Source organism: Pseudomonas lyxosi (genome assembly GCF_047758685.1).
GTDB lineage: Bacteria > Pseudomonadota > Gammaproteobacteria > Pseudomonadales > Pseudomonadaceae > Aquipseudomonas > Aquipseudomonas lyxosi.
This window is the reverse complement of record NZ_CP180481.1, coordinates 820963-847908: the sequence shown is the minus strand read 5'-3', so window position 1 is coordinate 847908 and position 26946 is coordinate 820963. Positions and strand designations below refer to the sequence as shown.

22 protein-coding genes, 2 tRNA genes and 2 rRNA genes are annotated in these 26946 nt (G+C 56.9%); 16 read left to right on the top strand and 10 right to left on the bottom strand.

The window, feature by feature from the left end; genetic code table 11:
- The first annotated feature begins 48 nt into the window (after window positions 1-48).
- The 3 genes from rpe to trpE all read left to right on the top strand — a co-directional run bounded on the left by rpe (window position 49) and on the right by trpE (window position 3091).
- Entirely contained in the window at window positions 49-723 is a 675-nt protein-coding gene (gene rpe / locus ACMXYI_RS04105; RefSeq protein ID WP_008027088.1) for a ribulose-phosphate 3-epimerase, read from the top strand.
- Window positions 720-1538 (top strand): phosphoglycolate phosphatase, encoded by an 819-nt coding sequence (locus tag ACMXYI_RS04100; protein ID WP_415771782.1) that lies wholly within the window; start codon window positions 720-722, stop codon window positions 1536-1538. Before rpe ends, ACMXYI_RS04100 begins: the two co-directional genes overlap by 4 nt.
- 71 nt (window positions 1539-1609) lie before the next feature.
- Window positions 1610-3091: an anthranilate synthase component I gene (trpE, locus tag ACMXYI_RS04095; RefSeq protein WP_415771780.1), complete on the top strand. Its 1482-nt coding sequence runs from the start codon at window positions 1610-1612 to the stop codon at window positions 3089-3091.
- An 82-nt stretch (window positions 3092-3173) separates the two neighbouring features.
- On the opposite strand, the gene estP is transcribed toward trpE, so the two are convergent.
- A complete protein-coding gene (gene estP / locus ACMXYI_RS04090) occupies window positions 3174-5081 on the bottom strand; it encodes an esterase EstP (protein ID WP_415771778.1) in 1908 nt (635 codons plus the stop codon).
- A 405-nt stretch (window positions 5082-5486) separates the two neighbouring features.
- Here estP and ACMXYI_RS04085 point away from each other — a divergent pair, with 405 nt between their 5' ends.
- The 4 genes from ACMXYI_RS04085 to ACMXYI_RS04070 all read left to right on the top strand — a co-directional run bounded on the left by ACMXYI_RS04085 (window position 5487) and on the right by ACMXYI_RS04070 (window position 8741).
- Window positions 5487-6080, top strand: a complete 594-nt coding sequence (locus ACMXYI_RS04085; RefSeq protein ID WP_033056198.1) for an aminodeoxychorismate/anthranilate synthase component II — start codon at window positions 5487-5489, stop codon at window positions 6078-6080.
- A 9-nt stretch (window positions 6081-6089) separates the two neighbouring features.
- Window positions 6090-7139 carry an anthranilate phosphoribosyltransferase gene (trpD, locus tag ACMXYI_RS04080; protein WP_056741323.1) on the top strand — a complete coding sequence of 350 codons (1050 nt, stop codon included), beginning with the start codon at window positions 6090-6092 and terminating at the stop codon, window positions 7137-7139.
- Entirely contained in the window at window positions 7136-7972 is an 837-nt protein-coding gene (gene trpC, locus ACMXYI_RS04075; protein ID WP_415771776.1) for an indole-3-glycerol phosphate synthase TrpC, read from the top strand. Before trpD ends, trpC begins: the two co-directional genes overlap by 4 nt.
- A gap of 67 nt (window positions 7973-8039) precedes the next feature.
- Entirely contained in the window at window positions 8040-8741 is a 702-nt protein-coding gene (locus ACMXYI_RS04070) for a lipoate--protein ligase family protein (RefSeq protein WP_415771774.1), read from the top strand.
- On the opposite strand, the gene crp is transcribed toward ACMXYI_RS04070, so the two are convergent.
- Window positions 8738-9382: a cAMP-activated global transcriptional regulator CRP gene (gene crp / locus ACMXYI_RS04065; protein ID WP_046045393.1), complete on the bottom strand. Its 645-nt coding sequence runs from the start codon at window positions 9380-9382 to the stop codon at window positions 8738-8740. The genes ACMXYI_RS04070 and crp overlap by 4 nt on opposite strands.
- Before the next feature lie 231 nt (window positions 9383-9613).
- Here crp and ACMXYI_RS04060 point away from each other — a divergent pair, with 231 nt between their 5' ends.
- Window positions 9614-10036: an OsmC family protein gene (locus ACMXYI_RS04060; protein ID WP_008061600.1), complete on the top strand. Its 423-nt coding sequence runs from the start codon at window positions 9614-9616 to the stop codon at window positions 10034-10036.
- 182 nt (window positions 10037-10218) lie between these two features.
- Complete coding sequence (speD, locus tag ACMXYI_RS04055; RefSeq protein ID WP_415771772.1) at window positions 10219-11013, top strand: adenosylmethionine decarboxylase; 795 nt, start codon at window positions 10219-10221, stop codon at window positions 11011-11013.
- A gap of 68 nt (window positions 11014-11081) precedes the next feature.
- On the opposite strand, the gene coq7 is transcribed toward speD, so the two are convergent.
- The 6 genes from coq7 to hemJ all read right to left on the bottom strand — a co-directional run bounded on the left by coq7 (window position 11082) and on the right by hemJ (window position 15652).
- Window positions 11082-11729 (bottom strand): 2-polyprenyl-3-methyl-6-methoxy-1,4-benzoquinone monooxygenase, encoded by a 648-nt coding sequence (gene coq7, locus ACMXYI_RS04050; protein WP_008147238.1) that lies wholly within the window; start codon window positions 11727-11729, stop codon window positions 11082-11084.
- A gap of 168 nt (window positions 11730-11897) precedes the next feature.
- Window positions 11898-12236 carry a histidine triad nucleotide-binding protein gene (locus ACMXYI_RS04045; protein ID WP_008147240.1) on the bottom strand — a complete coding sequence of 113 codons (339 nt, stop codon included), beginning with the start codon at window positions 12234-12236 and terminating at the stop codon, window positions 11898-11900.
- Window positions 12237-12317: 81 nt separating this feature from the next.
- Window positions 12318-13106 carry an SDR family NAD(P)-dependent oxidoreductase gene (locus ACMXYI_RS04040; RefSeq protein WP_033056193.1) on the bottom strand — a complete coding sequence of 263 codons (789 nt, stop codon included), beginning with the start codon at window positions 13104-13106 and terminating at the stop codon, window positions 12318-12320.
- A 62-nt stretch (window positions 13107-13168) separates the two neighbouring features.
- Window positions 13169-14134 carry a DUF805 domain-containing protein gene (locus ACMXYI_RS04035; RefSeq protein ID WP_415771770.1) on the bottom strand — a complete coding sequence of 322 codons (966 nt, stop codon included), beginning with the start codon at window positions 14132-14134 and terminating at the stop codon, window positions 13169-13171.
- An 87-nt stretch (window positions 14135-14221) separates the two neighbouring features.
- Window positions 14222-15190, bottom strand: a complete 969-nt coding sequence (locus ACMXYI_RS04030) for an NAD(P)H-dependent flavin oxidoreductase (protein WP_415771768.1) — start codon at window positions 15188-15190, stop codon at window positions 14222-14224.
- Window positions 15191-15223: 33 nt separating this feature from the next.
- Window positions 15224-15652, bottom strand: coding sequence for a protoporphyrinogen oxidase HemJ (gene hemJ / locus ACMXYI_RS04025; RefSeq protein WP_046045400.1), 429 nt, complete (start codon window positions 15650-15652; stop codon window positions 15224-15226).
- A gap of 135 nt (window positions 15653-15787) precedes the next feature.
- Here hemJ and argC point away from each other — a divergent pair, with 135 nt between their 5' ends.
- Window positions 15788-16822 (top strand): N-acetyl-gamma-glutamyl-phosphate reductase, encoded by a 1035-nt coding sequence (argC, locus tag ACMXYI_RS04020; RefSeq protein ID WP_415771766.1) that lies wholly within the window; start codon window positions 15788-15790, stop codon window positions 16820-16822.
- Window positions 16823-16990: 168 nt separating this feature from the next.
- Window positions 16991-17341: an iron-sulfur cluster insertion protein ErpA gene (gene erpA, locus ACMXYI_RS04015; RefSeq protein WP_007947969.1), complete on the top strand. Its 351-nt coding sequence runs from the start codon at window positions 16991-16993 to the stop codon at window positions 17339-17341.
- Window positions 17342-17408: 67 nt separating this feature from the next.
- Here the strand turns inward: erpA and ACMXYI_RS04010 are convergent, their stop codons facing one another.
- Together ACMXYI_RS04010 and ACMXYI_RS04005 are read right to left on the bottom strand one after the other, a co-directional pair.
- Window positions 17409-18500, bottom strand: coding sequence for an anhydro-N-acetylmuramic acid kinase (locus ACMXYI_RS04010; RefSeq protein ID WP_415771764.1), 1092 nt, complete (start codon window positions 18498-18500; stop codon window positions 17409-17411).
- Between the two features lie 3 nt (window positions 18501-18503).
- A complete protein-coding gene (locus ACMXYI_RS04005) occupies window positions 18504-19928 on the bottom strand; it encodes a peptidoglycan DD-metalloendopeptidase family protein (protein ID WP_415771762.1) in 1425 nt (474 codons plus the stop codon).
- Window positions 19929-20140: 212 nt separating this feature from the next.
- Between ACMXYI_RS04005 and tyrS the strand changes: the two genes are divergently transcribed.
- The 5 genes from tyrS (at window position 20141) to ACMXYI_RS03980 (ending at window position 26859) form a co-directional block, all read left to right on the top strand.
- The gene (tyrS, locus tag ACMXYI_RS04000; protein WP_056741332.1) at window positions 20141-21340 is read left to right on the top strand and encodes a tyrosine--tRNA ligase; all 1200 of its coding nucleotides are present in this window, start codon (window positions 20141-20143) and stop codon (window positions 21338-21340) included.
- A 495-nt stretch (window positions 21341-21835) separates the two neighbouring features.
- A 16S ribosomal RNA gene (locus ACMXYI_RS03995) occupies window positions 21836-23374 on the top strand.
- A 161-nt stretch (window positions 23375-23535) separates the two neighbouring features.
- Window positions 23536-23612, top strand: a tRNA-Ile gene (locus ACMXYI_RS03990).
- 27 nt (window positions 23613-23639) lie between these two features.
- A tRNA-Ala gene (locus ACMXYI_RS03985) sits at window positions 23640-23715 on the top strand.
- A gap of 252 nt (window positions 23716-23967) precedes the next feature.
- A 23S ribosomal RNA gene (locus ACMXYI_RS03980) occupies window positions 23968-26859 on the top strand.
- The 16S and 23S rRNA genes sit together here with 2 tRNA genes alongside, the layout of an rRNA operon.
- The last annotated feature ends 87 nt before the right edge of the window (window positions 26860-26946 follow it).

Here is a 26946-nt window from a genome sequence, read left to right as displayed (position 1 = left end):
GAGGTATACAATGCGCGCCATCGTGATTCTGCTCAAAAAAGGTGCGTCATGCAGCCCTTCGTAATTGCTCCGTCGATTCTCTCCGCCGACTTCGCCCGCCTGGGTGAAGAAGTGGACAACGTCCTGGCCGCTGGCGCCGACTTCGTGCACTTCGATGTCATGGACAACCACTACGTGCCGAACCTGACTATCGGCCCGATGGTGTGTGCCGCGCTGCGCAAGTACGGCGTGACCGCGCCGATCGACGCGCACCTGATGGTCAGCCCGGTGGACCGCATCGTCGGTGACTTCATCGAAGCCGGCGCGACCTACATCACGTTTCACCCGGAAGCCTCGCAGCACGTCGATCGCTCCCTGCAACTGATTCGCGAAGGTGGCTGCAAGTCGGGCCTGGTGTTTAACCCGGCGACGCCGCTGGACGTGCTCAAGTACGTGATGGACAAGGTCGACATGATCCTGCTGATGAGCGTCAACCCGGGCTTCGGCGGGCAGAAGTTCATCCCCGGCACCCTCGATAAGCTGCGTGAGGCGCGGGCGCTGATCGATGCTTCCGGCCGTGACATCCGCCTGGAAATCGACGGCGGCGTGAACGTGAACAACATTCGTGAAATCGCCGCTGCTGGCGCCGACACCTTCGTCGCCGGCTCGGCGATCTTCAATGCACCGAACTACCAAGAGGTGATTGAAAAGATGCGTTCCGAACTGGCGCTGGCCCGCCCATGAGTGGCTTTGAGCAGCTGTTCCCGGGGTCTCTGCCGCGGCTGGTGATGTTCGATCTGGATGGCACGCTGGTCGATTCAGTCCCCGACCTCGCAGCGGCTGTGGATAACATGCTGCTCAAACTCGGGCGTCAACCTGCCGGCATCGAATCGGTGCGTGATTGGGTGGGCAACGGCGTGCACACGCTGGTACGCCGGGCCTTGGCCAACCACATCGACGCCGAGGGTGTCGATGAGGTCGAGGCCGAACATGCCCTGGAGTTGTTCAACGGTTTTTATGAGGACGGTCACGAGCTGACGGTGGTTTACCCCGGCGTGCGCGACACCCTGAAATGGCTGCACAAGCAGGGTGTCGAGATGGCGCTGATCACCAACAAGCCGGAGCGCTTCGTCGCGCCGCTGCTGGATCAGATGAAAATCGGTCGTTATTTCCGCTTGATCATCGGCGGCGACACCCTGCCACAGAAAAAGCCGGACCCGGCAGCGCTGTTTTTCGTGATGAAAATGACCAACATCCCGGCGTCGCAATCCTTGTTCGTCGGCGATTCGCGCAGCGATGTGCTGGCGGCGAAAGCGGCGGGGGTCAAATGCGTGGCGCTGAGTTACGGCTATAACCATGGCCGGCCGATTGCCGAAGAGTCGCCGGCGCTGGTGATCGACGATCTGCGCAAGTTAATTCGCGGTTGCCTGGATCCAGCCGCTGAGATAACGTTGCCCGACGCTGTTCAACCCCCTTCTGGAAACGCCATCGTGGTGGTCACTCGCAAACTCTGGATGAAAGTCATCAAGGCCCTGGCCCGCTGGCGTTGGCGCGCCTGACTTGTTCCTGGCCGGCATACCGGCGCGTTTGCATACCTGACTGTTAGACCCTCAAGCCACGAGGCTACCCCATGATCCGCGAAGAATTCCTGCGTTTGGCCGCTGCCGGCTACAACCGCATCCCGCTTGCCTGTGAAACCCTGGCCGACTTCGACACACCGCTGTCGATCTACCTGAAACTGGCCGACGAGCCCAACTCCTACCTGCTGGAATCGGTGCAGGGCGGGGAGAAGTGGGGGCGTTACTCGATCATCGGCCTGCCGTGCCGCACCGTGCTGCGAGTTCACGACCATCACGTCAGCGTGACCCACGACGGCATCGAGATCGAAAGCCACGAAGCCGAAGATCCACTGGCCTTCGTCGAAGAATTCAAAGCTCGCTACAACGTGCCGACCATCCCTGGCCTGCCGCGTTTCAACGGCGGCCTGGTGGGATACTTCGGTTACGACTGCGTGCGCTATGTGGAGAAGCGTCTGGGCAAGTGCCCGAACCCGGATCCGTTGGGCGTGCCGGACATTCTGCTGATGGTTTCTGACGCGGTGGTCGTGTTCGACAACCTCGCCGGCAAGATGCACGCGATTGTCCTGGCCGATCCCTCGCAGGAAGATGCTTTCGAGCAGGGTCAGGCGCGTCTGGAGGAGCTGCTGGAAAAACTCCGTCAGCCGATTACCCCGCGCCGTGGCCTGGATTTCAGCAAGCAACAGTCTGCTGATCCGGTGTTTCGTTCGAGCTTCACCCAGGACGATTACGAAAAAGCCGTCGACACCATCAAGGAATACATCCTGGCCGGTGACTGCATGCAGGTCGTGCCGTCCCAGCGCATGTCGATCGACTTCAAGGCCGCACCGATCGATCTGTACCGGGCGCTGCGCTGCTTCAACCCGACGCCTTATATGTACTTCTTCAACTTCGGCGACTTCCACGTCGTCGGCAGTTCGCCGGAAGTGCTGGTGCGGGTCGAAGACAACCTGATCACCGTACGCCCGATCGCCGGCACCCGTCCGCGGGGCGCCAACGAAGAGGCCGACCTGGCACTGGAAAAAGACCTGCTGTCCGACGACAAGGAAATCGCCGAGCACTTGATGCTGATCGACCTTGGCCGTAACGACACCGGTCGGGTCTCGGAAATCGGTTCGGTGAAACTCACTGAAAAAATGGTCATCGAGCGTTATTCCAACGTGATGCACATCGTTTCCAACGTCACCGGTCAATTGAAGGCCGGGCTGACAGCGATGGACGCACTGCGCGCGATTCTGCCGGCGGGCACCTTGTCTGGCGCACCGAAGATTCGCGCGATGGAAATCATCGACGAACTGGAACCGGTCAAACGTGGTGTCTACGGTGGGGCGGTCGGCTACTTCGCCTGGAACGGCAACATGGACACCGCGATTGCCATCCGCACCGCGGTGATCAAGAACGGCGAACTGCATGTGCAGGCCGGTGGCGGCATCGTTGCCGACTCGGTGCCGGCGCTGGAATGGGAAGAAACCCTGAACAAGCGCCGCGCGATGTTCCGTGCAGTGGCCCTTGCCGAACAAACCCCGGACGCCTGAGCTCCCACAGGGAACTCACCACCATAAAAAAACGCGGCACCTGTGAGGGTGCCGCGTTTTTTTATGCCTGCTGATTGTCGGATCAGAAGTCCAGCGCAACCCCAACGGTAAGCCCTTGCTGGGTAAAGTCATCATCCTTGCGGAACGTGTATCCGCCACGTAGCGCCAGATCGGCCGTCAACTTGTGGCTGACCCCCAGGCTCACGCGATTCAAGTGGCTTTGCGGTGTATAGCCGTCCAGTTTGAAGTCCAGGGACGGCAGGCTGTTGAGCGCGATGTTTACTTTCTGAGTGTCATCCTCGTATTCACGCTCATACGCGTATTCGCCGAACACTTGAGTCTGCGCGGTGATCTGGTATTTACCCTGCAGACCGGCGCCCAGACGTTTTGAATCGCGAGTCTGATCATCAAAGGTCAGCGCTGTGGAACGAGTGCTGTTTTCCGAGTAGCCGTCGACTTCCACTTTTGCGTAATCGGCGCTGATGAACGGCGACAGGTGCCACTCGCTGCCCGGTTGGGCAATGTCGTAGCCAAGGCGAGTGCTGAAGGCCCAGAGATCGCCATCGGTATCGCCTTTTTCCGCACCTTGGCCGGCACCCAGGTCGAATTTGCGTTTGAGGTTGTCGTAATCCAGCTTGCCGCCGGTCAGTGCGGCATCGGCCCACCAGCGATTCTGCTGGAACTGGGCGAAGGCGGTGGCCAGGTAGCTGTTGAGTTTGTAGTCCGAATCGTTATTGCCTGCTTCCAGATTCTGACGATAGAAACCCGCCGCCACACCGACGCGCCAGGCGTCATTGAGACGATAGCTGCCGCCGATGTTCAGGTTGTAACCGCCGCCGTCGGCGCTGGCTCCGCTGCTTTGGCTATCGACATCCAGATGCTGGCCGCCACCGGCGACAATCGCGCGCCATTGGCCGATCGCTTGCCAGTTCTCCCAGTCCGATTGCCATTGGCTGCGCAGTTCATCCTGGTGCGCACGCAAGGTAGCGTGGGCCATTTCCGGCAACAACGTCAGCTCCCAAGGCGCTGCCAGTAAGGAATAGGCGTAGTCGGAAATCAGTTTTTGCCCGGCTTCGGTCGGATGAACCCCATCGTTATAAATCAGCTTGCTGGGGTCCGGGGTGGCACTGTTGATGCCATACGTAGGGTTTTCGGTGCAGCTGTTACCGCTGAAGCAAGTCGCCGTCAGGTTCTGGCCGGTAGCAAAACCGAATCGAGCCGGATCAGCGAAGGTTTCCTGCAACAGCAACGGAATGTTCAGCGGGATGATTTCGGCATCGATTCCCGCGAGACGGGTGACCAGTTGCCGGTTGAAGGCAGAGCTCAGTAGTGAGGTGGGTGTCTGCTGGGGTGTGCCATTGATGGCAGGCGTCAAACCCAGGTCGGGCAGCAGCCATACCACGATGTACCGGGCGCCGGCGGTTTGCAGGACCTGGACGCTGTTGGCCAGTCGGTCCGCAGCGGCATTCGCTTGAGCGCCACTTTGTACACGTCCCTGAAGAAAATCGTTACCACCCCCGGAAATGTAATACAGCGCATTCGGATCGGCGCTGAAGTTGTTTGTAGGCAGGTAGCCCGAACGCGTGCGTTCACCCGTGGCGGATACGCTGGTGATCGAGGTGAGGATCTGGTCGGTGCGGTATCCGCCAACGGCCCAGTTGTTACCGTCCGGCAGGCCCAGGTTCGCACGCGCCGCCGAGGTTGAAGCGGCCGTTTGGTCCGGTGAAAACCCGAGCCTTTCACCCAGCAGTTGGGTCGAGTTGGCGGAATAGACTTCGCCGCTGCCGTCCCGGTAAACCGGTCCGGTGCGGTTGGTGAAGCGCAGGGTCGAGCCAGGAGGGCCGCCCGTGTCGGTAAACTGCCCGGCATCGTTGAGGCTATCGCCGAAGACGATGAAATTCGAATAAGGGTTGGGCGCCGCGATCGCCTGGGTGCAGGCCATGGCGAGCAAGCAGCCGGCAAGCGGTACAGCCAACGTCTGTCTGATCATGTGCAAGTCCGTTTGTTATTGTTGTAGTGAGCAAAACGACAGTGCCAAAAACTATAGAGCCTGTTGCCGTTCGGCGCGAACCCGTCAATTGTTTCAAGAGCTTCCATCGCCCCATATTGCACGCTCTGCCCAGCTAAGTTACTGTGCCAAGACGTATAAATGAGACCTTCCCCGTGTTGATCGTCAGCAAACTTCTGGATCAAGTCATCAAGGCACACGCCCGTTGGCGTTGGCGCGCCTGAATCCTTCTGCCGGCCCGGCCGGATCTTTACCGCTTTGCCTTCTTTACCCGTAAGACAAACCGCTTTGCAGCGCGACTCCAGCGACTGACAAAGTGCAGGACGCTGCGGGTAAATCATTCGAAGGCTGTATTAAAGTCAGTGAATTCAAGAGGTTCTTAACGCCATGTTGCTGATGATCGATAACTACGACTCTTTTACCTACAACGTTGTGCAATACCTCGGTGAGCTTGGCTCCCAGGTCAAAGTCGTGCGCAACGATGAGCTCACCATTGCCGAAATCGAAGCCCTCAACCCTGAGCGGATCGTCGTTTCCCCCGGCCCTTGCACGCCGAACGAAGCCGGCGTGTCGATTGATGTGATCAAACATTTTGGCGGTAAATTGCCGATTCTGGGCGTCTGCCTGGGGCATCAGTCCATCGGCCAGGCCTTTGGCGGCGATGTGGTCCGCGCCCGTCAGGTCATGCACGGCAAAACCAGCCCGGTGTTCCACGAGGACAAGGGCGTTTTTGAAGGCCTGAACCATCCGCTGACAGTCACCCGCTATCATTCACTGATCGTCAAGCGCGAAACCCTGCCCGATTGCCTGGAGCTGACCGCCTGGACCCAGCTTGAAGACGGCTCGGTCGACGAGATCATGGGCCTGCGCCACAAGACACTGAACATCGAGGGTGTCCAGTTTCACCCTGAGTCGATCCTCACCGAACAGGGCCACGAGCTGTTCGCTAATTTCCTCAAACAAACCGGCGGCACGCGCTAAGGACTTTTCATGAATATCAAGACAGCCCTGAGCCGTATCGTCGAACAGCTCGACCTCAGCACCGATGAGATGCGCGATGTGATGCGCGAGATCATGACCGGTCAATGCACTGATGCGCAGATCGGCGCGTTCATGATGGCCATGCGTATGAAGAGTGAAAGCATCGACGAAATCGTCGGTGCCGTGTCGGTCATGCGCGAGCTGGCGGACAAGGTCGAACTCAAGACCCTCGACGGCGTTGTTGATGTGGTCGGCACTGGCGGCGATGGCGCGAACATCTTCAACGTATCGACTGCTTCCTCGTTCGTGGTCGCGGCGGCCGGTTGCACGGTGGCCAAGCACGGTAACCGTGCGGTCTCGGGCAAAAGCGGCAGCGCCGATCTGCTGGAGGCGGCGGGTATCTACCTGAACCTGACGCCGGTTCAGGTCGCACGCTGCATCGACAACGTCGGCATCGGTTTCATGTTCGCCCAGACCCATCACAGCGCCATGAAGCACGCCGCCGGCCCGCGCCGGGAGCTGGGTTTGCGCACGCTGTTCAACATGCTCGGCCCGCTTACGAATCCGGCCGGCGTGAAGCATCAGGTGGTGGGCGTGTTCAATCAGGCGTTGTGCCGGCCGCTGGCTGAAGTCTTGCAACGCATGGGCAGCAAGCACGTGCTGGTGGTGCACTCGAAGGATGGCCTGGACGAATTCAGTCTGGCAGCGCCAACCTTTGTGGCGGAATTGAAGGATGACCAGATCACTGAGTATTGGGTCGAGCCAGAAGACCTGGGGATGAAGAGCCAGAGCCTGCACGGTCTGGCAGTGGATAGCCCGGCGGCCTCGCTGGAGCTGATTCGCGATGCCCTGGGCAAGCGCAAGACCGAGAACGGTCAGAAAGCCGCGGAAATGATTATGCTCAATGCCGGTGCCGCGCTGTACGCCGCCGACCATGCCAGCAGTTTGAAAGAAGGCGTTGCCCTGGCGCACGATGCGCTGCACACAGGCCTCGCTCGGGAAAAACTGGAGGAGTTGGGTGCATTTACCGCGGTATTCAAAGTGGAGAATGAGGGATGAGTGTACCGACGGTTCTGGAAAACATACTGGCCCGTAAAGTCCAGGAAGTCGCCGAGCGTAGCGCTCGCGTAAGCCTGGCGGAGCTGGAAAGTCTGGCCAAGGCGGCCGATGCACCCCGTGGTTTTGCCAAGGCATTGTTGGCTCAGGCCAAGCTCAAGCAGCCAGCGGTCATTGCAGAAATCAAGAAAGCTTCACCGAGCAAAGGCGTTATCCGCGAGAATTTCATTCCCGCCGACATCGCCAAGAGTTACGAGAAGGGCGGCGCGACCTGTCTGTCAGTGCTCACCGATATCGATTACTTCCAGGGCGCCGATGCGTATCTGCAACAGGCGCGGGCGGCGTGCAAACTGCCGGTGATCCGCAAGGATTTCATGATCGACCCGTACCAGATCATTGAAGCCCGTGCGTTGGGCGCCGACTGCGTGCTGCTGATCGTCTCTGCACTGGATGACGTGAAAATGGCCGAGCTGGCTGCCGTCGCCAAAAGTGTCGGCCTCGATGTGCTGGTGGAAGTTCACGATGGCGACGAACTGGAGCGGGCCTTGAAAACCCTCGACACTCCGTTGGTCGGCGTGAACAACCGCAACCTGCACACCTTCGACGTCAATCTGGAAACCACCCTCGATCTGTTACCGCGTATCCCGCGTGATCGCTTGGTGATCACCGAAAGTGGCATTTTCAACCGGGCCGATGTCGAGCTGATGGAAATCAGCGATGTGTACGCGTTCCTGGTTGGCGAAGCATTCATGCGCGCCGAAAGCCCGGGCACCGAACTGCAGCGTCTGTTCTTTCCTGAGCGTGGTATCGCGGTGAGCGGTTCTACACTCGACTGAACGTGACTTAATGAAGAAGCCGGCGATGCCGGCTTTTTTATACCCCAAACAAAGGATGTCTACTGCCATGACCCAGCCCATCGCCTTGACCGTCGAAGCCGGCCTGCTCGCCGAACAGGATCTGTTGGCCCATGTGTGCACCGGCGATTCGGAGTTTGGCCTGCTGTTCTGGCAACCCAGTGATAAGGCGCTGGTCATGCCGCGACGGTTGAATCGTCTGCCTGGGTTCGAGGTCGCGTGCGAAGTGTCGGCAGCGGCAGGTTGGCCGGTGTTGTTGCGTGAGACCGGCGGTGAGCCGGTGCCACAATCGGCGTCGACGATCAACATCGCACTGGTCTACGCGCCACCGCGTAGCGAGGGTGACCAGAACCGCATCGAAACCGGTTATCGCCGGCTTTGCGATCCGATTTGTCAGTTACTCGATGAACTGGGCGGCGTTTCGTCTTTGGGCGAAATAGAGGGGGCGTTCTGTGATGGGCGTTTCAACGTCAACCTTGATGGGCGCAAGATGGTCGGCACGGCTCAACGCTGGCGCCAGAGCAAGGGCGGTACGCGTCCGGTAGGGTTGGTGCACGGTGCTTTGTTGCTCGATAACGAGCGTGAGTCGATGGTTGCGGCGGTTAACCGTTTCAATGAAGCCTGTGGCCTGGAGCAGCGAGTTCGCGCCGAAAGCCACATTGCTCTTCATGAAAAATATGCAGCACCTGATGCGTTGGGGCGCCTCGACACGTTGTACCGCCAGTTGCTGGCAGACATGTTCAGGGTTTAGCGCGTACCGAAGACCACCATGGTCTTGCCTTTGACGTCCACCAGGTTGCGTTCTTCCAGGTCCTTGAGTACGCGACCGACCATCTCACGTGAACAACCGACAATCCGCCCGATTTCCTGACGGGTCACTTTGATCTGCATGCCATCGGGATGGGTCATGGCATCTGGCTGTTTGCACAGTTCGAGCAAGCAGCGTGCGACGCGGCCGGTAACGTCGAAGAAGGCAAGGTCACCTACTTTGCGGGTGGTATTGCGCAAGCGCTGTGCGATTTGTCCGCTGAGCACGTAAAGAATGTCTGGATCCTGTTGGGACAGCTCGCGGAATTTCGCGTAGCTGATCTCCGCGACTTCGCATTCGATCTTGGCGCGCACCCAGGCGCTGCGTTCCTGTTCCAGGCCGGCCTGTTCGAACAGGCCCAACTCGCCGAAAAAGTCTCCAGAGTTCAGGTAGGCGATGATCATTTCGCGGCCATCGTCATCCTCGATCAGGATGGTGACCGAACCCTTGATGATGAAGAACAGGGTTTCCGAGCGATCACCGGCACAAATGATGTTGCTTTTGGCCGCATAACGACGGCGCTGGCAGTGCATCAGCAGCTTGTCGAGGTTCTTGATTTTGGGTGTTGGGGTAATAGCAACCATGGTTGTATCCCGAAAAGACTTCACGGTGTGTTTGGTTTTCTTATGAGTCGCTGAGGTTGCTACAAAGCTGGCTATGCGCCAGTGAATTGGCGCCAGCTTAACAGACACTTCCTGCAATATTCGAGAATTTACCTACAGCGCAGCGGCTTGCGTCGTAGGAAGGCGAGACGCCGTCAATCAAGGCCCCTGTGCTAAGCTGGCGACCCTTTTTTATACAGTGGAGTCTTGGCGATGAAGGCACGCATCCAATGGGCTGGTGAAGCCATGTTCCTCGGCGAATCCGGCAGCGGTCATGTCGTGGTCATGGACGGTCCGCCCGATGCCGGCGGTCGCAACCTGGGTGTCCGGCCGATGGAAATGCTCCTGCTGGGTGTTGGCGGTTGCAGCAATTTCGACGTGGTCAGCATCCTCAAGAAGTCCCGTCAGGCTGTTGAAAGCTGCGAAGCCTTCCTCGAAGCCGAGCGCGCCACCGAAGATCCGAAGGTTTTCACCAAGATCCACATGCACTTCGTGGTCAAGGGCCGAGGCTTGAAAGAAGCCCAGGTCAAACGCGCCATCGAGCTGTCTGCCGAGAAGTATTGCTCGGCGTCGATCATGCTCGGTGCGGCGGGCGTAGAGATCACCCACGACTACGAGATCATCGAGCTCGGTTGAATCGACATTCAACTATCATAAAGGCAGTGCAGACTCTGGCGATCTAAAGCTCGCGTCTGCACCCGAACAGATAACCAAAAACGCGAAGAGGTGTTAATCCGTCCTACGCAGGTGCGTTGTTCGCATCTGACGGGCATGCTTGATCACGCGGCCGGTCCGCAATACACAGAGAGCGTCTAACGGTGAAAAGCAAACTCAAGCTCCACGGGTTCAATAACCTGACAAAGACCTTGAGCTTCAACATCTATGACATCTGCTACGCGCAAACCCCGCAAGACCAACAGGCTTACGTCGAGTACATCAATAAAGAGTACAACGCGAAGCGCCTGACGCAGATCCTCACAGAAGTTGTCGATATCATTGGTGCCAACATCCTGAACATCGCCAGTCAGGACTATGAACCCCAGGGCGCCAGCGTCACGATTCTGATCTCCGAAGAGCCGGTGACCCCGACCGACAGTCAGATCGAAGAGTCCCCGGGCCCGCTGCCTGAAATTATCCTGGCCCACCTCGACAAGAGCCACATCACGGTGCACACCTACCCGGAAATCCATCCGGACGATGGCATCGCGACATTCCGTGTGGACATTGATGTGTCGACCTGTGGCGTGATTTCACCGCTCAAGGCGCTCAACTTCCTGATCCACCAGTTCGATTCGGACATCGTGACCGTGGATTATCGCGTGCGCGGCTTCACCCGTGACGTGGAAGGCAAAAAACACTTTATCGACCACGAGATCAACTCGATTCAGAACTACCTTTCCGAAGACACCCGCGACGCGTACCAGATGACCGACGTGAACGTGTACCAGGAAAACCTGTTCCACACCAAAATGCTGCTGAAGAACTTCGAACTGGATAACTACCTGTTCGGCGACGCTACCAGCAACCTGTCTTCTGAGCAGCGTGCCCAGGTGACCGAGCGGGTGAAACACGAAATGCTGGAAATCTTCTACGCGCGCAACATGTCGAGCTGATTTTCTGCGAGCAAAAAGAAAGGGCGCTGAAAAGCGCCCTTTTTTGTGCCCGGGATTTTTTGGGGGGATCAGATCCGGTAAGTGCTCTTGGTCATGACCTTGGCCATCAGGCTCATGCCGAACTTTACCGGCGCCGGAAAGCGGAAACCTCCAGCCTCCAGCGCGCTTTCGGCGTGGTGTTCTTCATCAATGCGCATCTGCTCGAGGATCGCCCGGGACTTTTCGTCCTCGGCCGGCAGCTGCTCAAGGTGCTCGTTGAGGTGTTTGCACACCTGATGCTCGGTCGCGGCAACGAACCCCAGGCTGACTTTATCGCTGATCAACCCGGCCACCGCGCCAATCCCGAACGACATGCCATAGAACAGCGGATTGAGAATGCTGGTGTGGCTGCCCAACTGTTTTATGCGTTGTTCGCACCAGACCAGATGGTCGATTTCTTCTTCGGCGGCATGCTCCATGGCGGCGCGCACTTGCGGCAGCTTGGCGGTCAGGGCCTGACCCTGATACAGCGCCTGGGCACAGACTTCGCCGGTATGGTTTATACGCATCAGACCGGCGACGTGCCGGGTGTCTTCGTCGCTCATTTGCGCATCCGGCTGAACGATAGCGGGCGAAGGACGGTACGGCTGGCCACTGAAGGGCAACAAGGTACGCATCGCGGCATCGGCTTGCAGCAGAAGGCGGTCAATCGGCGAGTAGTGACGTTGGGTAGTCATGCTGACCTCCGGGAAGAATCTCGGCGGCCAGTTTAACCCAATCGGCCGGGGAAGGTTTGCGGGTCATTGCGACGCAGGCTTCTTCTGTAGGAGCACAGCTTGCTGGCGATGGCGATTTCAATGACGCCATCGCCAGCAAGCTGTGCTCCTACAAGGGCGGGTAATGAATCAGCCCGGCGGCCAATGCATCTGGCGCTGACCCAGCACGTGCATATGAATGTGATAGACGGTCTGCCCACCCAGTGGATTGCAGTTCATCACTACACGGAAGCCCTCTTCGCAGCCCAGTTCCAGGGCCAGACGCTGGGCGGTGAACAGAATATGCCCAGCCAATGCCTTGTCGTCCTCGGTCAGGTCGTTAAGCGTGCGCACCGCTTTTTTCGGGATCACCAGAAAATGCACCGGTGCCTGTGGGGCGATGTCGTGGAAGGCCAGTACCTGGTCGTCCTCGTAAATGATCTTCGCCGGGATTTCCCGGTTGATGATCTTGGTGAACAGAGTATCCACAGCTGTTTCTCCGTTGTTTGGGCTGGCCTGAGTGTAACCATGGGTTATGCCCGAGCCCAGCCTTTTACCTTGAGGGTGCAATCAGCGCGGGCAGTAAGCCTTGTTGACCATGCCGGCGATTGTCCGGGTCAACCAGCGTGAGCCGAGCCGCGGCAGGAAGGCGCGCCAGCGGTTGCGTCGACCCGGAATAATGATGGCGCGATTTTTCTCCAGCGCCCGAACGGTGTAGAGCGCGACTTCCTCGGGGCTCATCAGCATTTTGCTGTCGATCAGTTTGCCGGTGTCCAATTGCGCGGTGCGGAAAAACGCCGTGCGGGTAGGGCCGGGGCAGAGCACCGACACCTTGACCGCGCATTTTTTCAGTTCGACGCGCAACCCTTCGGAAAAGTGCAGCACATAAGCCTTGCTGGCGTAGTAAGTACTCATCCAAGGGCCGGGATGGAACGCGGCCACCGAGGCGACATTCAAAATCTGCCCGCCGCCCTGCAGCGCCATGCTGTTGCCGATCGCGTGACACAGGCGAGTGAGCGCGAGGATGTTCACTTCGATCAGGTCCTGCTCGGTCATCCAGTCCTGAGCCAGAAAAGGGCCGCAGGTGCCGATGCCAGCGCAGTTGACCAGCAAATCGATCTGCCGGTCACCTTCCTCCAGTTCCAGCAGAAAACCGGACAGCCGTAGCGGCTCGCCGAGGTCACAGGCTCGGAACAGCACTTCCACGCCAAAACGTTGAGTCAGTTCAATCGCAATACTTTCCAGCTGATCACGCTGACGGGCCACCAGAATCAGGCTGCGGCCGCGCCGGGCCAGCGCTTCGGCCATCGCCAGGCCGATGCCGCTGGAAGCGCCAGTGATCAGAGCGTAACGGGTCATGCATTTCTCCATCGCAACAGCTCCGCGCCGGCGACGCAGGTGTCACGGGCGGGGAGCGCTGTTCATTCTTTCGCAGAGTCTACAGGGGGCTGGGCTTCTTCGGCTGCATCGTCGGCTGAATTTGGCGCTGGCTCTGCTTCCACGGCGGTTTGATCTTCGATCTCTTCGGTGGTCACGGAGTCACTTTCATAACTGTTCTGGGTGGCGCTTTCGTATTCGCTCTGAATGGTAGTAAGGCCACCGGTCAGTCCGCCGATGAACAGGATCGCGATAAACACCAGCCACAATGAAGACAGGACTTTGACCGCCGTGCTGTTGGGCGGTGGTGGCGCACCGTATCGATTGGCGGTGTTATTACCCGGCACAATCACCATCACGAACGGAAAGATGCTGCCCACGAATGGAACGAGGGTCAGCAGCCAGAGCCAGCCAGACCAGCCGATATCGTGCAGGCGCTGGACGCTGAACTGGATGCTGACGAACGCGAGCACCACGAAGAGAATAAAGGCCAGCAAGCCACCGAGAATCAGGCCGGCGGTCGAGTCCGTAGTGATGAGGGCCAAGCCGAAAACAGCAAGCACAGCGCCAACGCTAAGGGTCACCAGCGTCAGGGACATAGTCCAGGCCAGATAACGCAAGCGGCCGATGCGGCCCTCGAAGCTGAACGGCTTGAGTGTGGAAAACGCAGGCAAGGCTTCGCCGACGGTAGCCTGGGGTGGTGCGTAAGGGGATTCGGGATCTGCCGCGACGGCAGGGGCGTGTTCATGAACGTCAGACAGGTTCAGCTCGATCGAGGGTTCGGATTCGATCCGGGCATCGATACCGGTTTTGGTCAGTGCCCGAAGATAAGTCTGCGCATCGACCTGTGACAGGTCGCGTTTGAGTGCAACCGGCTTGCCACTGAACAGTTGCTCGATGGCAGCCACATCGCTTTTGAACAATTCGGCGAGATTGAGCTTGGCGGTAGTGACGTCAACACCCGGCAACAGAGCGCCGTCGAATACGATCTTGAAACGGTTTTCGCTCATTGCGAGGCATCCTTGTCGCGAGAGTGTTGGAGAGTATTGCGGGTGGAGTGTAAGGCCAGCCGGAATGGGCTGGCCAACGTTTACTTGTCAGCGTGGCCAGCGCTTGGGCAGCGCTGCCGCCAGCTCCAGCGCTTTGCGGTACTCGGCATCAAGGCGAGCGACCAATTGATCGACACTCGGCAGGTCATCGATCTCGCCAACACCCTGGCCTGCGGACCAGACGGTTTTCCAGGCTTTGGCTTCATCGCTTATGGGCTTGAGTTTGGAGCCGAAGTCCACCTCACCCTTGCCTTGCAGCGCTTTCATGTCGAAACCTGCAGCCTCAAGGCTCTGACGCATAAAGCTCGCCGGTACTCCCGACACCGCTGGAGTATGGACGATGTCCGCGGCTCTGGAAGTCAGCAGCATCTCTTTATAGGCGTCAGGCGCATGACTTTCGGTGGTGCCGATAAATCGCGTACCGAAGTAGGCCAGATCCGCACCAAGCAATTGTGCCGCGAGAATCTCGTGACCGTGGTTCAGGCAACCGGCCAGCAGCAGGGTCTTGTCGAAGAATTGGCGGATCTCGGCAATCAGCGAGAACGGGCTCCAGGTTCCGGCGTGTCCACCGGCGCCAGCTGCCACGGCGATCAAACCGTCGACCCCGGCCTCGGCAGCTTTCTCTGCATGGCGACGAGTCGTCACGTCATGGAACACCAGACCGCCATAGCTGTGGACGGCGTCGACTACTTCTTTCACTGCCCCGAGGCTGGTGATCACGATCGGCACTTTGTGCTCGATGCAGATCGCAAGGTCTGCCTGCAGTCGTGGATTGGTGTCATGCACGATCAGATTAACCGCGTAAGGTGCCGGGTTTTCCAGTGCCGCCAACCCTGCTTCGATCTCTTCCAGCCAGGCCTTGAAGCCGCTGCTCTCGCGTTGGTTCAGCGCAGGAAAGCTGCCCACCACGCCATTACGGCAGCAGGCGAGGACCAGTTGTGGGTTGGAGATCAGGAACATTGGCGCTGCCACCACAGGCAGACGCAAGCGTTGTTCGAGCAGAGCGGGCAGCGACATTGGAAGTACCCCGGTGAGTTGTGCTTATTGGAGTTAGAACGGCCGAACGACGACCAGAATTACAATGGCCAGCAATATCAGAACCGGCACTTCATTGAACCAGCGATAAAAGACATGGCTGCGGGTGTTCTCGCCACGGGCAAAACGTTTCACCTGGGCGCCGCACATGTGGTGGTAGCCGATCAGGATGACCACCAGGGTCAACTTGGCGTGAATCCACGCACCCTGACTGAATATGCTTGGGTTCAGGCCAATCAGTGCGATGCCGAAAATCAAGGTGGCGATCATCGCCGGCCCCATGATGCCGCGGTACAGCTTGCGCTCCATGATGCTGAAGCGTTCTTTACTGACGGTGTCCTCGCTTTGGGCGTGATAAACGAACAGCCGCGGCAGGTAGAACAGGCCGGCAAACCAACAGACCATGCTGACGATGTGAAGCGCTTTGAGCCACAGATAAAGCATTTTTAGTTATTCCCAGGTTCACGGTAGCCCGAATAGTAGGGGCTTGAGCGTCCGCACGTCACCTTGCCGGTTGTCGCAGGACGATACGGGCCCTATTATCGACGGCTTTCCAGTGGGTTCGTTGAGGGCAGGTTTATGGTCAAGGTCGGTATCGTCGGCGGCACGGGTTACACCGGTGTCGAACTGCTGCGTCTGTTGGCGCAGCATCCGCAAGCTGAAGTGGTCGTCATCACTTCCCGATCCGAGGCCGGTCTGGCCGTGGCTGATATGTATCCGAACCTGCGCGGTCATTACGATGGCCTGGCGTTCAGTGTTCCGGACATCAAGACGCTGGGCGCTTGCGACGTGGTGTTCTTCGCCACGCCTCACGGTGTGGCTCATGCGCTGGCGGGTGAACTGTTGGCTGCAGGCACCAAGGTCATTGACCTGTCGGCGGACTTCCGTCTGCAAGACGCTGATGAGTGGGCCAAGTGGTACGGTCAGCCGCACGGTGCGCCGGAGCTGCTGGAAGAGGCGGTTTACGGTTTGCCGGAAGTCAATCGCGAGCAAATCAAGCAGGCTCGTCTGATCGCCGTGCCGGGTTGCTACCCGACTGCTACGCAGTTGGGTTTCCTGCCATTGCTGGAAGCAGGTCTGGCCGATACCACTCGCTTGATTGCTGACTGCAAATCCGGTGTCAGTGGTGCCGGTCGTGGCGCGTCTGTAGGTTCGCTGTACTCCGAGACGTCGGAAAGCATGAAGGCTTACGCCGTCAAAGGTCACCGTCACTTGCCGGAAATCCGTCAGGGCCTGCGTCGCGCAGCGGGCAAGGACGTCGGTCTGACGTTCGTTCCGCACCTGACGCCAATGATTCGTGGCATCCACTCGACGCTCTATGCGACCGTCGTGGATCGCTCGGTGGATCTGCAGGCGCTGTTTGAAAAGCGTTATGCCAGCGAACCGTTCGTCGATGTCATGCCCGCTGGCAGCCATCCGGAAACCCGCAGTGTGCGCGGTGCCAACGTTTGCCGTATTGCGGTGCATCGTCCACAGGATGGTGACCTGGTGGTGGTGTTGTCGGTGATCGACAACCTGGTCAAAGGCGCGTCGGGGCAGGCGGTGCAGAACATGAACATCCTGTTCGGGCTGGATGAGCGCCTGGGCTTGTCTCACGCTGGCATGCTGCCGTAAGGCTTTATCCTGCTCAGCAAAAAGGCCCGTCTGACGGGCCTTTTTGCATTTCGAGCCGGCAATCGGGTTTATTGATATACCGTAACAATAGTTGACCGATTTTCTAGGAGAAGCGGATAATGCGCGTCATCACGCATTATGGCGGCGTAACGCCGGGAGATAGTTAGCATGAGCGTCGAATCCTTCACCCCCACGGCTTTGCAATTCACCCACGGTGCCGCGCACAAGGTGAAGAGCCTGGTCGATGAAGAGGGGAATGATCGCTTGAAGCTGCGCGTATTCGTTACGGGCGGCGGTTGTTCAGGTTTTCAGTACGGCTTCACCTTCGATGAGGAAGTGGCCGATGACGACACCATTGTCGAGCGCGAAGGGGTGAGTCTGGTCGTTGATCCGATGAGCTTCCAGTACCTGGCAGGTGCCGAAGTGGATTATCAGGAAGGTCTGGAAGGTTCGCGCTTCGTGATCAAGAATCCGAACGCCAGCACCACGTGTGGCTGCGGCTCTTCGTTCTCGATCTGATCGCAAGTTACCGCATCACCAAGCGCCGCATGGCCTCAGGGCTCTGCGGCGTTTTGTTGTGTGCAGATTAAGCGGGGTAGATGGCGCCGAGTACGCGCAGGCCGCGGGCGCCAGTGACACTTGGGCGATTGGCAGCGATGCCTTCAAGGCAGCAATGGGCCAGCCAGGCGAAGGCCATGGCTTCAACCCAGTCCGGGTCTACACCGTAAGCCGCGGTACTGCTGACTTTGGCGTTCGGCAGCAAGCTGGCCAGGCGGTTCATCAGCGTGGCGTTGTGCGCGCCACCGCCGCAGACCAACAGTTCCTGGGTATCTGATTGAGCGCTTTGCAGCGACTCGACGATGGTCAGGGCGGTCAGTTCGAGCAGGGTTGCCTGTACATCGTCGGCGGCGAAGGTCGGCAGTTTCGATAGATGCTGTGTCAGCCATGGCAGGTTGAACACTTCGCGGCCGGTGCTCTTGGGGCCTTTGGTCACGAAAAATGGATCACTCAGCAGTTCGTTCAGCAGAACCGGTTCGACCTTGCCGCTGGCAGCCCATTGGCCGTCGCGATCAAAGTTGTCGCCGCGTTGCTGGTGAATCCATGCATCCAGCAAGACATTGCCCGGGCCACAGTCGAAACCCGCAACAGGCTTGCCAGGTTCAATCAGGCTGAGGTTGCTGAAACCGCCGACGTTCAATACCGCACGATTGCCTGCGCGCTCTTCAAACAACGCTTCGTGAAAGGCTGGGACCAGTGGGGCGCCTTGTCCGCCTGCCGCAACATCGCGGCTGCGGAAGTCGCTGACCACGGTGATGCCGGTCAACTCGGTCAGAAGGGCAGGGTTGCCTATCTGCACGGTGAAGCCGCGCGCCGGTTCGTGGCGAATGGTCTGGCCGTGGCTGCCAATCGCGCGAATGTCTTCGGGTTTCAGGTTTTGTTGGTCGAGGAGGGTATGAATGCCCTGTGCTGCCAATTTCACCCAGTTTTGCTGGGCGATGGCGGAGCGGGCAATCTCGTCCGGACCGCTGGCGCACAAGCCAAGCAGCTCGGCGCGCAGAGAGTCAGGCATTGGGGTGTAGTGCGTGGCGATCAGGTTGATCGTCGGGGCCAGCTCGACCAGCGCAATGTCCAGGCCATCGAGGCTGGTCCCGGACATCACACCTATATAGAGCGTCATGACTTAGCGCTTGCTCGAAGCTAGCTGCGTGGATTTCTCTTGATCCATGCGCGCCATGAGCGGTTGGCTCTGCGCGAGGAAACGTGCGCGTTCAGCTTTGGAGATCGGATCGGCCATCGCTACCTTTTGGCCTAGTGGGTCGACGTGCACGCCATTGACCTGGAACTCGTAATGCAAATGCGGTCCGGTGGAAAGTCCGGTGGTACCGATGTAGCCGATCACCTGGCCTTGTTTGACGCTACTGCCAGTCTGCACACCTTTGGCAAAGCCCTGCATGTGGCCGTACAGCGTGCGGTAGGTATTGCCGTGCTGGATGATCACGGTGTTGCCGTAGCCGCCACGGCGACCGGCCAACAACACTTTGCCGTCACCGGCTGCCTTGATTGGAGTGCCACGCGGCGCTGCATAGTCGACGCCTTTGTGGGCGCGGATCTTGTTCAGGATCGGGTGCTTGCGGCCCATGGAGAATTTCGAACTGATGCGGGCGAAGTCTACCGGGGTACGGATAAACGCCTTGCGCATGCTGTTGCCGTCAGCAGTGTAGTAGCTGCTGTTGCCCTGTTTATTGGTGTAACGCACGGCGGTGTAGGTCTTGCCGCGGTTAGTGAAGCGAGCGGAAAGGATCGGGCCATTGCCGACAGCCTTGCCGTTGACGACTTTCTGTTCGTAGATGACATCGAACTCGTCACCTTGGCGAATATCCTGGGCGAAATCGACGTCATAGCCAAACACGCTGGCCATGTCCATGGTCAGGCTGTGGGATAAACCGGCGCGTGCAGCGGACTGCGACAGCGAGCTGTTGATCACGCCATGAACGTAGGCAGAGCGCACGGTCGGCTTGGCGGTAATGCGGTTGAATGCATAACCCTTGTCATTCTTGGTCAGGGTGATGGTTTCAACGTCGCTGACTTTGCTATGCAGATTGGTCAGCTGGCCATCGGGGCCCAGTTCGAATTCGAGTTTCTGGCCGTGTTTGAGTTGGCTGAACTGCTTGGCTTGCTTGTCACTGGCCAGCACTTCATGCACCGAAGCTGCTGGAAGTCCGACTTTTTCAAACAGGGTGGAGAGGGTATCGCCTTTAGAGACGATCACTTCCCTGTGGTTTGGAGACTTTTTTTCTTCGATCACGGGCGCCGGCGCTGGCGCGGCCTGAGCGGTTTCCTGAGGTTCTTCGGCGCTGTTTTCGATCTGCGCGAAAGGGGAAGCTGCTGGCTCATTTGTGGCTTGGACCGCTTCGGCAGCGTCTTGATCTTGTGTCAGTTGTTCAGCAGGGCTTTCCAGTTCAAGACTCAGGGTCGTCTTTTTGGCTTCAACATCACTGGAAGGAAATACCAGAAGCGCCAGGCTCAGCAGGGCTGCGATGCCACTTGCTGCGAGCAGGTGGGTCTTCGGGTAAAGCGGCGGCGCTTTAGACGATTCTTTGGTCATAGGTAATTTTTGACTTTGAAAAAGATGAATTGGAAAAGATGAATGACATGATGAAGATGAAATAACTGTATAAAATATAACCAAATCATCTCTGAAGCAAGTCCGCGAACGCTGTGTCCGTGGATTGGCGTCCGTGCGCCGGGCAAAACTTGTATTTGACGCGCGATCTTGTATGGTTGGTTCCCTTTGAATTCGAGCCTTGCGGGTCTGTTATGAAGTCGGTTGAAGAGCAGCTAGCGCTGATTAAACGTGGTGCGGAAGAACTGTTGGTCGAGTCCGAGCTGATCGAAAAGCTCAAGCGTGGCCAGCCGCTACGTATTAAGGCAGGCTTCGATCCGACCGCGCCGGATTTGCACCTGGGTCACACCGTGCTTATTAATAAGCTGCGCCAGTTCCAGGAGCTGGGGCATCAGGTGATCTTCCTTATAGGTGACTTCACCGGGATGATCGGCGATCCGAGTGGCAAGAGTGCGACACGTCCTCCTCTTACCCGCGAGCAGGTTCTCGAGAATGCCGAGACCTACAAGACCCAGGTTTTCAAGATTCTTGATCCGGCGAAAACCGAAGTTGCGTTCAACTCCACCTGGATGGATCAGATGGGGCCGGCCGATTTCATTCGCCTGACTTCTCAGTACACCGTGGCTCGCATGCTCGAGCGCGACGACTTCTATAAGCGCTACACCACCAACCAGCCAATCGCCATTCATGAGTTTCTCTACCCGCTGGTTCAGGGTTACGACTCGGTAGCTTTGCGCGCGGATGTCGAGCTGGGTGGTACTGATCAGAAGTTCAACCTGTTGATGGGGCGTGAACTGCAGCGTGGATATGGTCAAGAGGCTCAGTGCATTCTGACCATGCCGCTGCTCGAAGGTCTGGATGGTGTGAAGAAGATGTCCAAGTCATTGGGCAACTATGTGGGTATTCAGGAAGCGCCGGGTGTGATGTATGGCAAACTGGTTTCAATTCCGGATGCGCTGATGTGGCGCTACTTCGAATTGCTCAGTTTCCGCTCCATGGATGAGATCAATGCATTCCGTGCCGATGTCGAGGCGGGTGCCAATCCGCGTGATATCAAGATCAAGCTGGCCGAAGAGATCGTTGCGCGTTTCCATGGTGAAGAGGCTGCGGCCAATGCTCACCGTGCGGCGGGTAACCGGATGAAGGAAGGCGAGCTGCCGGACGATCTGCCGGAGATCGAATTGACTGCTACTGAAGACATGCCGATCGCTGCTGTCCTTAATAAGGCAGGTTTGGTCAAGAACTCGGCTGTCGCGCGGGACCTTCTAGGTTCTGGCGGTGTACGTATAGATGGTGAGGTTGTCGATCGCACCTTTATATACGTACTGGGCGCGACCCATGTTTGCCAGGCCGGGAAGAAGGCATTTGCGCGTATTACGCTCAAATCCGAGTAAAGCTCAAATTAGGGGTTGACGGCAGATGCTGGAAGTCTATAATTCGCCCCACTTCCGGCGCAGTCGAAACGGAAAACTCCTTGGTAAACAATGAGTTACGCAGTTTTCGACAGTGAGTTGCTTCAGATCATCGAAGCGCGAAAGGGGTTGAAAAAGAGGTGTTGACAGCAGCGAGTAACGCTGTAGAATTCGCCTCCCGCTAACGAGAGATCGCAAGCGCAAGTGGTTGAAGTTGCAAAGGAAACTTTGAAAACTTCGGAAAATAACCGCTTGACAGCAACAGAGGCTGCTGTAGAATGCGCGCCTCGGTTGAGACGAAAGCTCTTAACCAACCGCTCTTTAACAACTGAATCAAGCAATTCGTGTGGGTGCTTGTGGAGTCAGACTGATAGTCAACAAGATTATCAGCATCACAAGTTACTCCGCGAGAAATCAAAGATGTAACCAACGATTGCTGAGCCAAGTTTAGGGTTTCTTAAAAACCCAAAGATGTTTGAACTGAAGAGTTTGATCATGGCTCAGATTGAACGCTGGCGGCAGGCCTAACACATGCAAGTCGAGCGGCAGCACGGGTACTTGTACCTGGTGGCGAGCGGCGGACGGGTGAGTAATGCCTAGGAATCTGCCTGGTAGTGGGGGATAACGCTCGGAAACGGACGCTAATACCGCATACGTCCTACGGGAGAAAGCAGGGGACCTTCGGGCCTTGCGCTATCAGATGAGCCTAGGTCGGATTAGCTAGTTGGTGAGGTAATGGCTCACCAAGGCGACGATCCGTAACTGGTCTGAGAGGATGATCAGTCACACTGGAACTGAGACACGGTCCAGACTCCTACGGGAGGCAGCAGTGGGGAATATTGGACAATGGGCGAAAGCCTGATCCAGCCATGCCGCGTGTGTGAAGAAGGTCTTCGGATTGTAAAGCACTTTAAGTTGGGAGGAAGGGCATTAACCTAATACGTTGGTGTCTTGACGTTACCGACAGAATAAGCACCGGCTAACTCTGTGCCAGCAGCCGCGGTAATACAGAGGGTGCAAGCGTTAATCGGAATTACTGGGCGTAAAGCGCGCGTAGGTGGTTTGTTAAGTTGGATGTGAAATCCCCGGGCTCAACCTGGGAACTGCATTCAAAACTGACAAGCTAGAGTATGGTAGAGGGTGGTGGAATTTCCTGTGTAGCGGTGAAATGCGTAGATATAGGAAGGAACACCAGTGGCGAAGGCGACCACCTGGACTGATACTGACACTGAGGTGCGAAAGCGTGGGGAGCAAACAGGATTAGATACCCTGGTAGTCCACGCCGTAAACGATGTCAACTAGCCGTTGGGAGCCTTGAGCTCTTAGTGGCGCAGCTAACGCATTAAGTTGACCGCCTGGGGAGTACGGCCGCAAGGTTAAAACTCAAATGAATTGACGGGGGCCCGCACAAGCGGTGGAGCATGTGGTTTAATTCGAAGCAACGCGAAGAACCTTACCAGGCCTTGACATCCAATGAACTTTCCAGAGATGGATTGGTGCCTTCGGGAACATTGAGACAGGTGCTGCATGGCTGTCGTCAGCTCGTGTCGTGAGATGTTGGGTTAAGTCCCGTAACGAGCGCAACCCTTGTCCTTAGTTACCAGCACGTCATGGTGGGCACTCTAAGGAGACTGCCGGTGACAAACCGGAGGAAGGTGGGGATGACGTCAAGTCATCATGGCCCTTACGGCCTGGGCTACACACGTGCTACAATGGTCGGTACAGAGGGTTGCCAAGCCGCGAGGTGGAGCTAATCCCAGAAAACCGATCGTAGTCCGGATCGCAGTCTGCAACTCGACTGCGTGAAGTCGGAATCGCTAGTAATCGCGAATCAGAATGTCGCGGTGAATACGTTCCCGGGCCTTGTACACACCGCCCGTCACACCATGGGAGTGGGTTGCACCAGAAGTAGCTAGTCTAACCTTCGGGAGGACGGTTACCACGGTGTGATTCATGACTGGGGTGAAGTCGTAACAAGGTAGCCGTAGGGGAACCTGCGGCTGGATCACCTCCTTAATCGACGACATCAGCTGCTCCATAAGCTCCCACACGAATTGCTTGATTCATTGAAGAAGACGATAAGAAGCAGCCCTAACAGGTTGTAGCTTAGTTGGTTGGAGCGCACCCCATGCTCTGTGGTAAAGAGCAGGGTGAGGTCGGCCTTAAAGCTCGAAATTGGGTCTGTAGCTCAGTTGGTTAGAGCGCACCCCTGATAAGGGTGAGGTCGGCAGTTCGAATCTGCCCAGACCCACCAATTTTGTGTGGGAACCTGTAGAAATACGGGGCCATAGCTCAGCTGGGAGAGCGCCTGCCTTGCACGCAGGAGGTCAACGGTTCGATCCCGTTTGGCTCCACCACTACTGCTTCTGTTTGTTGAAAGCTTAGAAATGAGCATTCCATCGTGATGATGGTGAATGTTGATTTCTAGTCTTTGGATTAGATCGTTCTTTAAAAATTTGGGTATGTGATAGAAAGATAGACTGGACGTTACTTTCACTGGTAACGGATCAGGCTAAGGTAAAATTTGTGAGTAGCTCTTAATTGAGCAAGCATGCGAATTTTCGGCGAATGTCGTCTTCACAGTATAACCAGATTGCTTGGGGTTATATGGTCAAGTGAAGAAGCGCATACGGTGGATGCCTTGGCAGTCAGAGGCGATGAAAGACGTGGTAGCCTGCGAAAAGCTTCGGGGAGTCGGCAAACAGACTTTGATCCGGAGATGTCTGAATGGGGGAACCCAGCCATCATAAGATGGTTATCTTAAGCTGAATACATAGGCTTAAGAGGCGAACCAGGGGAACTGAAACATCTAAGTACCCTGAGGAAAAGAAATCAACCGAGATTCCCTTAGTAGTGGCGAGCGAACGGGGACTAGCCCTTAAGTGGCTTTGAGATTAGCGGAACGTTCTGGAAAGTACGGCCATAGTGGGTGATAGCCCTGTACGCGAAAATCTCTTAGTCATGAAATCGAGTAGGACGGAGCACGAGAAACTTTGTCTGAATATGGGGGGACCATCCTCCAAGGCTAAATACTACTGACTGACCGATAGTGAACTAGTACCGTGAGGGAAAGGCGAAAAGAACCCCGGAGAGGGGAGTGAAATAGATCCTGAAACCGTATGCGTACAAGCAGTGGGAGCCCACTTTGTTGGGTGACTGCGTACCTTTTGTATAATGGGTCAGCGACTTATTTTCAGTGGCGAGCTTAACCGAATAGGGGAGGCGTAGCGAAAGCGAGTCTTAATAGGGCGTCTAGTCGCTGGGAATAGACCCGAAACCGGGCGATCTATCCATGGGCAGGTTGAAGGTTGGGTAACACTAACTGGAGGACCGAACCGACTACCGTTGAAAAGTTAGCGGATGACCTGTGGATCGGAGTGAAAGGCTAATCAAGCTCGGAGATAGCTGGTTCTCCTCGAAAGCTATTTAGGTAGCGCCTCATGTATCACTGTAGGGGGTAGAGCACTGTTTCGGCTAGGGGGTCATCCCGACTTACCAAACCGATGCAAACTCCGAATACCTACAAGTGCCGAGCATGGGAGACACACGGCGGGTGCTAACGTCCGTCGTGAAAAGGGAAACAACCCAGACCGTCAGCTAAGGTCCCAAAGTTATGGTTAAGTGGGAAACGATGTGGGAAGGCTTAGACAGCTAGGAGGTTGGCTTAGAAGCAGCCACCCTTTAAAGAAAGCGTAATAGCTCACTAGTCGAGTCGGCCTGCGCGGAAGATGTAACGGGGCTCAAACCATACACCGAAGCTACGGGTATCACTTAGGTGATGCGGTAGAGGAGCGTTCTGTAAGCCTGTGAAGGTGAGTTGAGAAGCTTGCTGGAGGTATCAGAAGTGCGAATGCTGACATGAGTAACGACAATGGGTGTGAAAAACACCCACGCCGAAAGACCAAGGTTTCCTGCGCAACGTTAATCGACGCAGGGTTAGTCGGTCCCTAAGGCGAGGCTGAAAAGCGTAGTCGATGGAAAACAGGTTAATATTCCTGTACTTCTGGTTATTGCGATGGAGGGACGGAGAAGGCTAGGCCAGCTTGGCGTTGGTTGTCCAAGTTTAAGGTGGTAGGCTGGAATCTTAGGTAAATCCGGGATTCTAAGGCCGAGAGCTGATGACGAGTTACCCTTTGGGTGACGAAGTGGTTGATGCCATGCTTCCAAGAAAAGCTTCTAAGCTTCAGGTAACCAGGAACCGTACCCCAAACCGACACAGGTGGTTGGGTAGAGAATACCAAGGCGCTTGAGAGAACTCGGGTGAAGGAACTAGGCAAAATGGCACCGTAACTTCGGGAGAAGGTGCGCCGGTGAGGGTGAAGCATTTACTGCGTAAGCCCATGCCGGTCGAAGATACCAGGCCGCTGCGACTGTTTATTAAAAACACAGCACTCTGCAAACACGAAAGTGGACGTATAGGGTGTGACGCCTGCCCGGTGCCGGAAGGTTAATTGATGGGGTTAGCTAACGCGAAGCTCTTGATCGAAGCCCCGGTAAACGGCGGCCGTAACTATAACGGTCCTAAGGTAGCGAAATTCCTTGTCGGGTAAGTTCCGACCTGCACGAATGGCGTAACGATGGCGGCGCTGTCTCCACCCGAGACTCAGTGAAATTGAAATCGCTGTGAAGATGCAGTGTATCCGCGGCTAGACGGAAAGACCCCGTGAACCTTTACTATAGCTTTGCACTGGACTTTGAATTTGCTTGTGTAGGATAGGTGGGAGGCTTTGAAGCGTGGACGCCAGTTCGCGTGGAGCCAACCTTGAAATACCACCCTGGCAACTTTGAGGTTCTAACTCAGGTCCGTTATCCGGATCGAGGACAGTGTATGGTGGGTAGTTTGACTGGGGCGGTCTCCTCCTAAAGAGTAACGGAGGAGTACGAAGGTGCGCTCAGACCGGTCGGAAATCGGTCGTAGAGTATAAAGGCAAAAGCGCGCTTGACTGCGAGACAGACACGTCGAGCAGGTACGAAAGTAGGTCTTAGTGATCCGGTGGTTCTGTATGGAAGGGCCATCGCTCAACGGATAAAAGGTACTCCGGGGATAACAGGCTGATACCGCCCAAGAGTTCATATCGACGGCGGTGTTTGGCACCTCGATGTCGGCTCATCACATCCTGGGGCTGAAGCCGGTCCCAAGGGTATGGCTGTTCGCCATTTAAAGTGGTACGCGAGCTGGGTTTAGAACGTCGTGAGACAGTTCGGTCCCTATCTGCCGTGGACGTTTGAGATTTGAGAGGGGCTGCTCCTAGTACGAGAGGACCGGAGTGGACGAACCTCTGGTGTTCCGGTTGTCACGCCAGTGGCATTGCCGGGTAGCTATGTTCGGAATAGATAACCGCTGAAAGCATCTAAGCGGGAAACTAGCCTCAAGATGAGATCTCACTGGGACCTTGAGTCCCCTGAAGGGCCGTCGAAGACTACGACGTTGATAGGTTGGGTGTGTAAGCGCTGTGAGGCGTTGAGCTAACCAATACTAATTGCCCGTGAGGCTTGACCATATAACACCCAAGCAATTTGCTGACCTGAAGAGGCACCAGATTGCGGTGTGTGAAGACGACAGCAGTCGAAAATTCGCAAGGCAACAC

Excerpts from the sequence above, each read along its gene's own strand:
- rpe (WP_008027088.1), top strand. The coding sequence starts at position 49 with ATGCAGCCCTTCGTAATTGCTCCGTCGATTCTCTCCGCCGACTTCGCC.
- ACMXYI_RS04100 (WP_415771782.1), top strand. The coding sequence starts at position 720 with ATGAGTGGCTTTGAGCAGCTGTTCCCGGGGTCTCTGCCGCGGCTGGTG.
- trpE (WP_415771780.1), top strand. The coding sequence starts at position 1,610 with ATGATCCGCGAAGAATTCCTGCGTTTGGCCGCTGCCGGCTACAACCGC.
- estP (WP_415771778.1), bottom strand. The coding sequence starts at position 5,081 with ATGATCAGACAGACGTTGGCTGTACCGCTTGCCGGCTGCTTGCTCGCC.
- ACMXYI_RS04085 (WP_033056198.1), top strand. The coding sequence starts at position 5,487 with ATGTTGCTGATGATCGATAACTACGACTCTTTTACCTACAACGTTGTG.
- trpD (WP_056741323.1), top strand. The coding sequence starts at position 6,090 with ATGAATATCAAGACAGCCCTGAGCCGTATCGTCGAACAGCTCGACCTC.
- trpC (WP_415771776.1), top strand. The coding sequence starts at position 7,136 with ATGAGTGTACCGACGGTTCTGGAAAACATACTGGCCCGTAAAGTCCAG.
- ACMXYI_RS04070 (WP_415771774.1), top strand. The coding sequence starts at position 8,040 with ATGACCCAGCCCATCGCCTTGACCGTCGAAGCCGGCCTGCTCGCCGAA.
- crp (WP_046045393.1), bottom strand. The coding sequence starts at position 9,382 with ATGGTTGCTATTACCCCAACACCCAAAATCAAGAACCTCGACAAGCTG.
- ACMXYI_RS04060 (WP_008061600.1), top strand. The coding sequence starts at position 9,614 with ATGAAGGCACGCATCCAATGGGCTGGTGAAGCCATGTTCCTCGGCGAA.
- coq7 (WP_008147238.1), bottom strand. The coding sequence starts at position 11,729 with ATGACTACCCAACGTCACTACTCGCCGATTGACCGCCTTCTGCTGCAA.
- ACMXYI_RS04040 (WP_033056193.1), bottom strand. The coding sequence starts at position 13,106 with ATGACCCGTTACGCTCTGATCACTGGCGCTTCCAGCGGCATCGGCCTG.
- ACMXYI_RS04035 (WP_415771770.1), bottom strand. The coding sequence starts at position 14,134 with ATGAGCGAAAACCGTTTCAAGATCGTATTCGACGGCGCTCTGTTGCCG.
- ACMXYI_RS04030 (WP_415771768.1), bottom strand. The coding sequence starts at position 15,190 with ATGTCGCTGCCCGCTCTGCTCGAACAACGCTTGCGTCTGCCTGTGGTG.
- hemJ (WP_046045400.1), bottom strand. The coding sequence starts at position 15,652 with ATGCTTTATCTGTGGCTCAAAGCGCTTCACATCGTCAGCATGGTCTGT.
- argC (WP_415771766.1), top strand. The coding sequence starts at position 15,788 with ATGGTCAAGGTCGGTATCGTCGGCGGCACGGGTTACACCGGTGTCGAA.
- erpA (WP_007947969.1), top strand. The coding sequence starts at position 16,991 with ATGAGCGTCGAATCCTTCACCCCCACGGCTTTGCAATTCACCCACGGT.
- ACMXYI_RS04010 (WP_415771764.1), bottom strand. The coding sequence starts at position 18,500 with ATGACGCTCTATATAGGTGTGATGTCCGGGACCAGCCTCGATGGCCTG.
- ACMXYI_RS04005 (WP_415771762.1), bottom strand. The coding sequence starts at position 19,928 with ATGACCAAAGAATCGTCTAAAGCGCCGCCGCTTTACCCGAAGACCCAC.
- tyrS (WP_056741332.1), top strand. The coding sequence starts at position 20,141 with ATGAAGTCGGTTGAAGAGCAGCTAGCGCTGATTAAACGTGGTGCGGAA.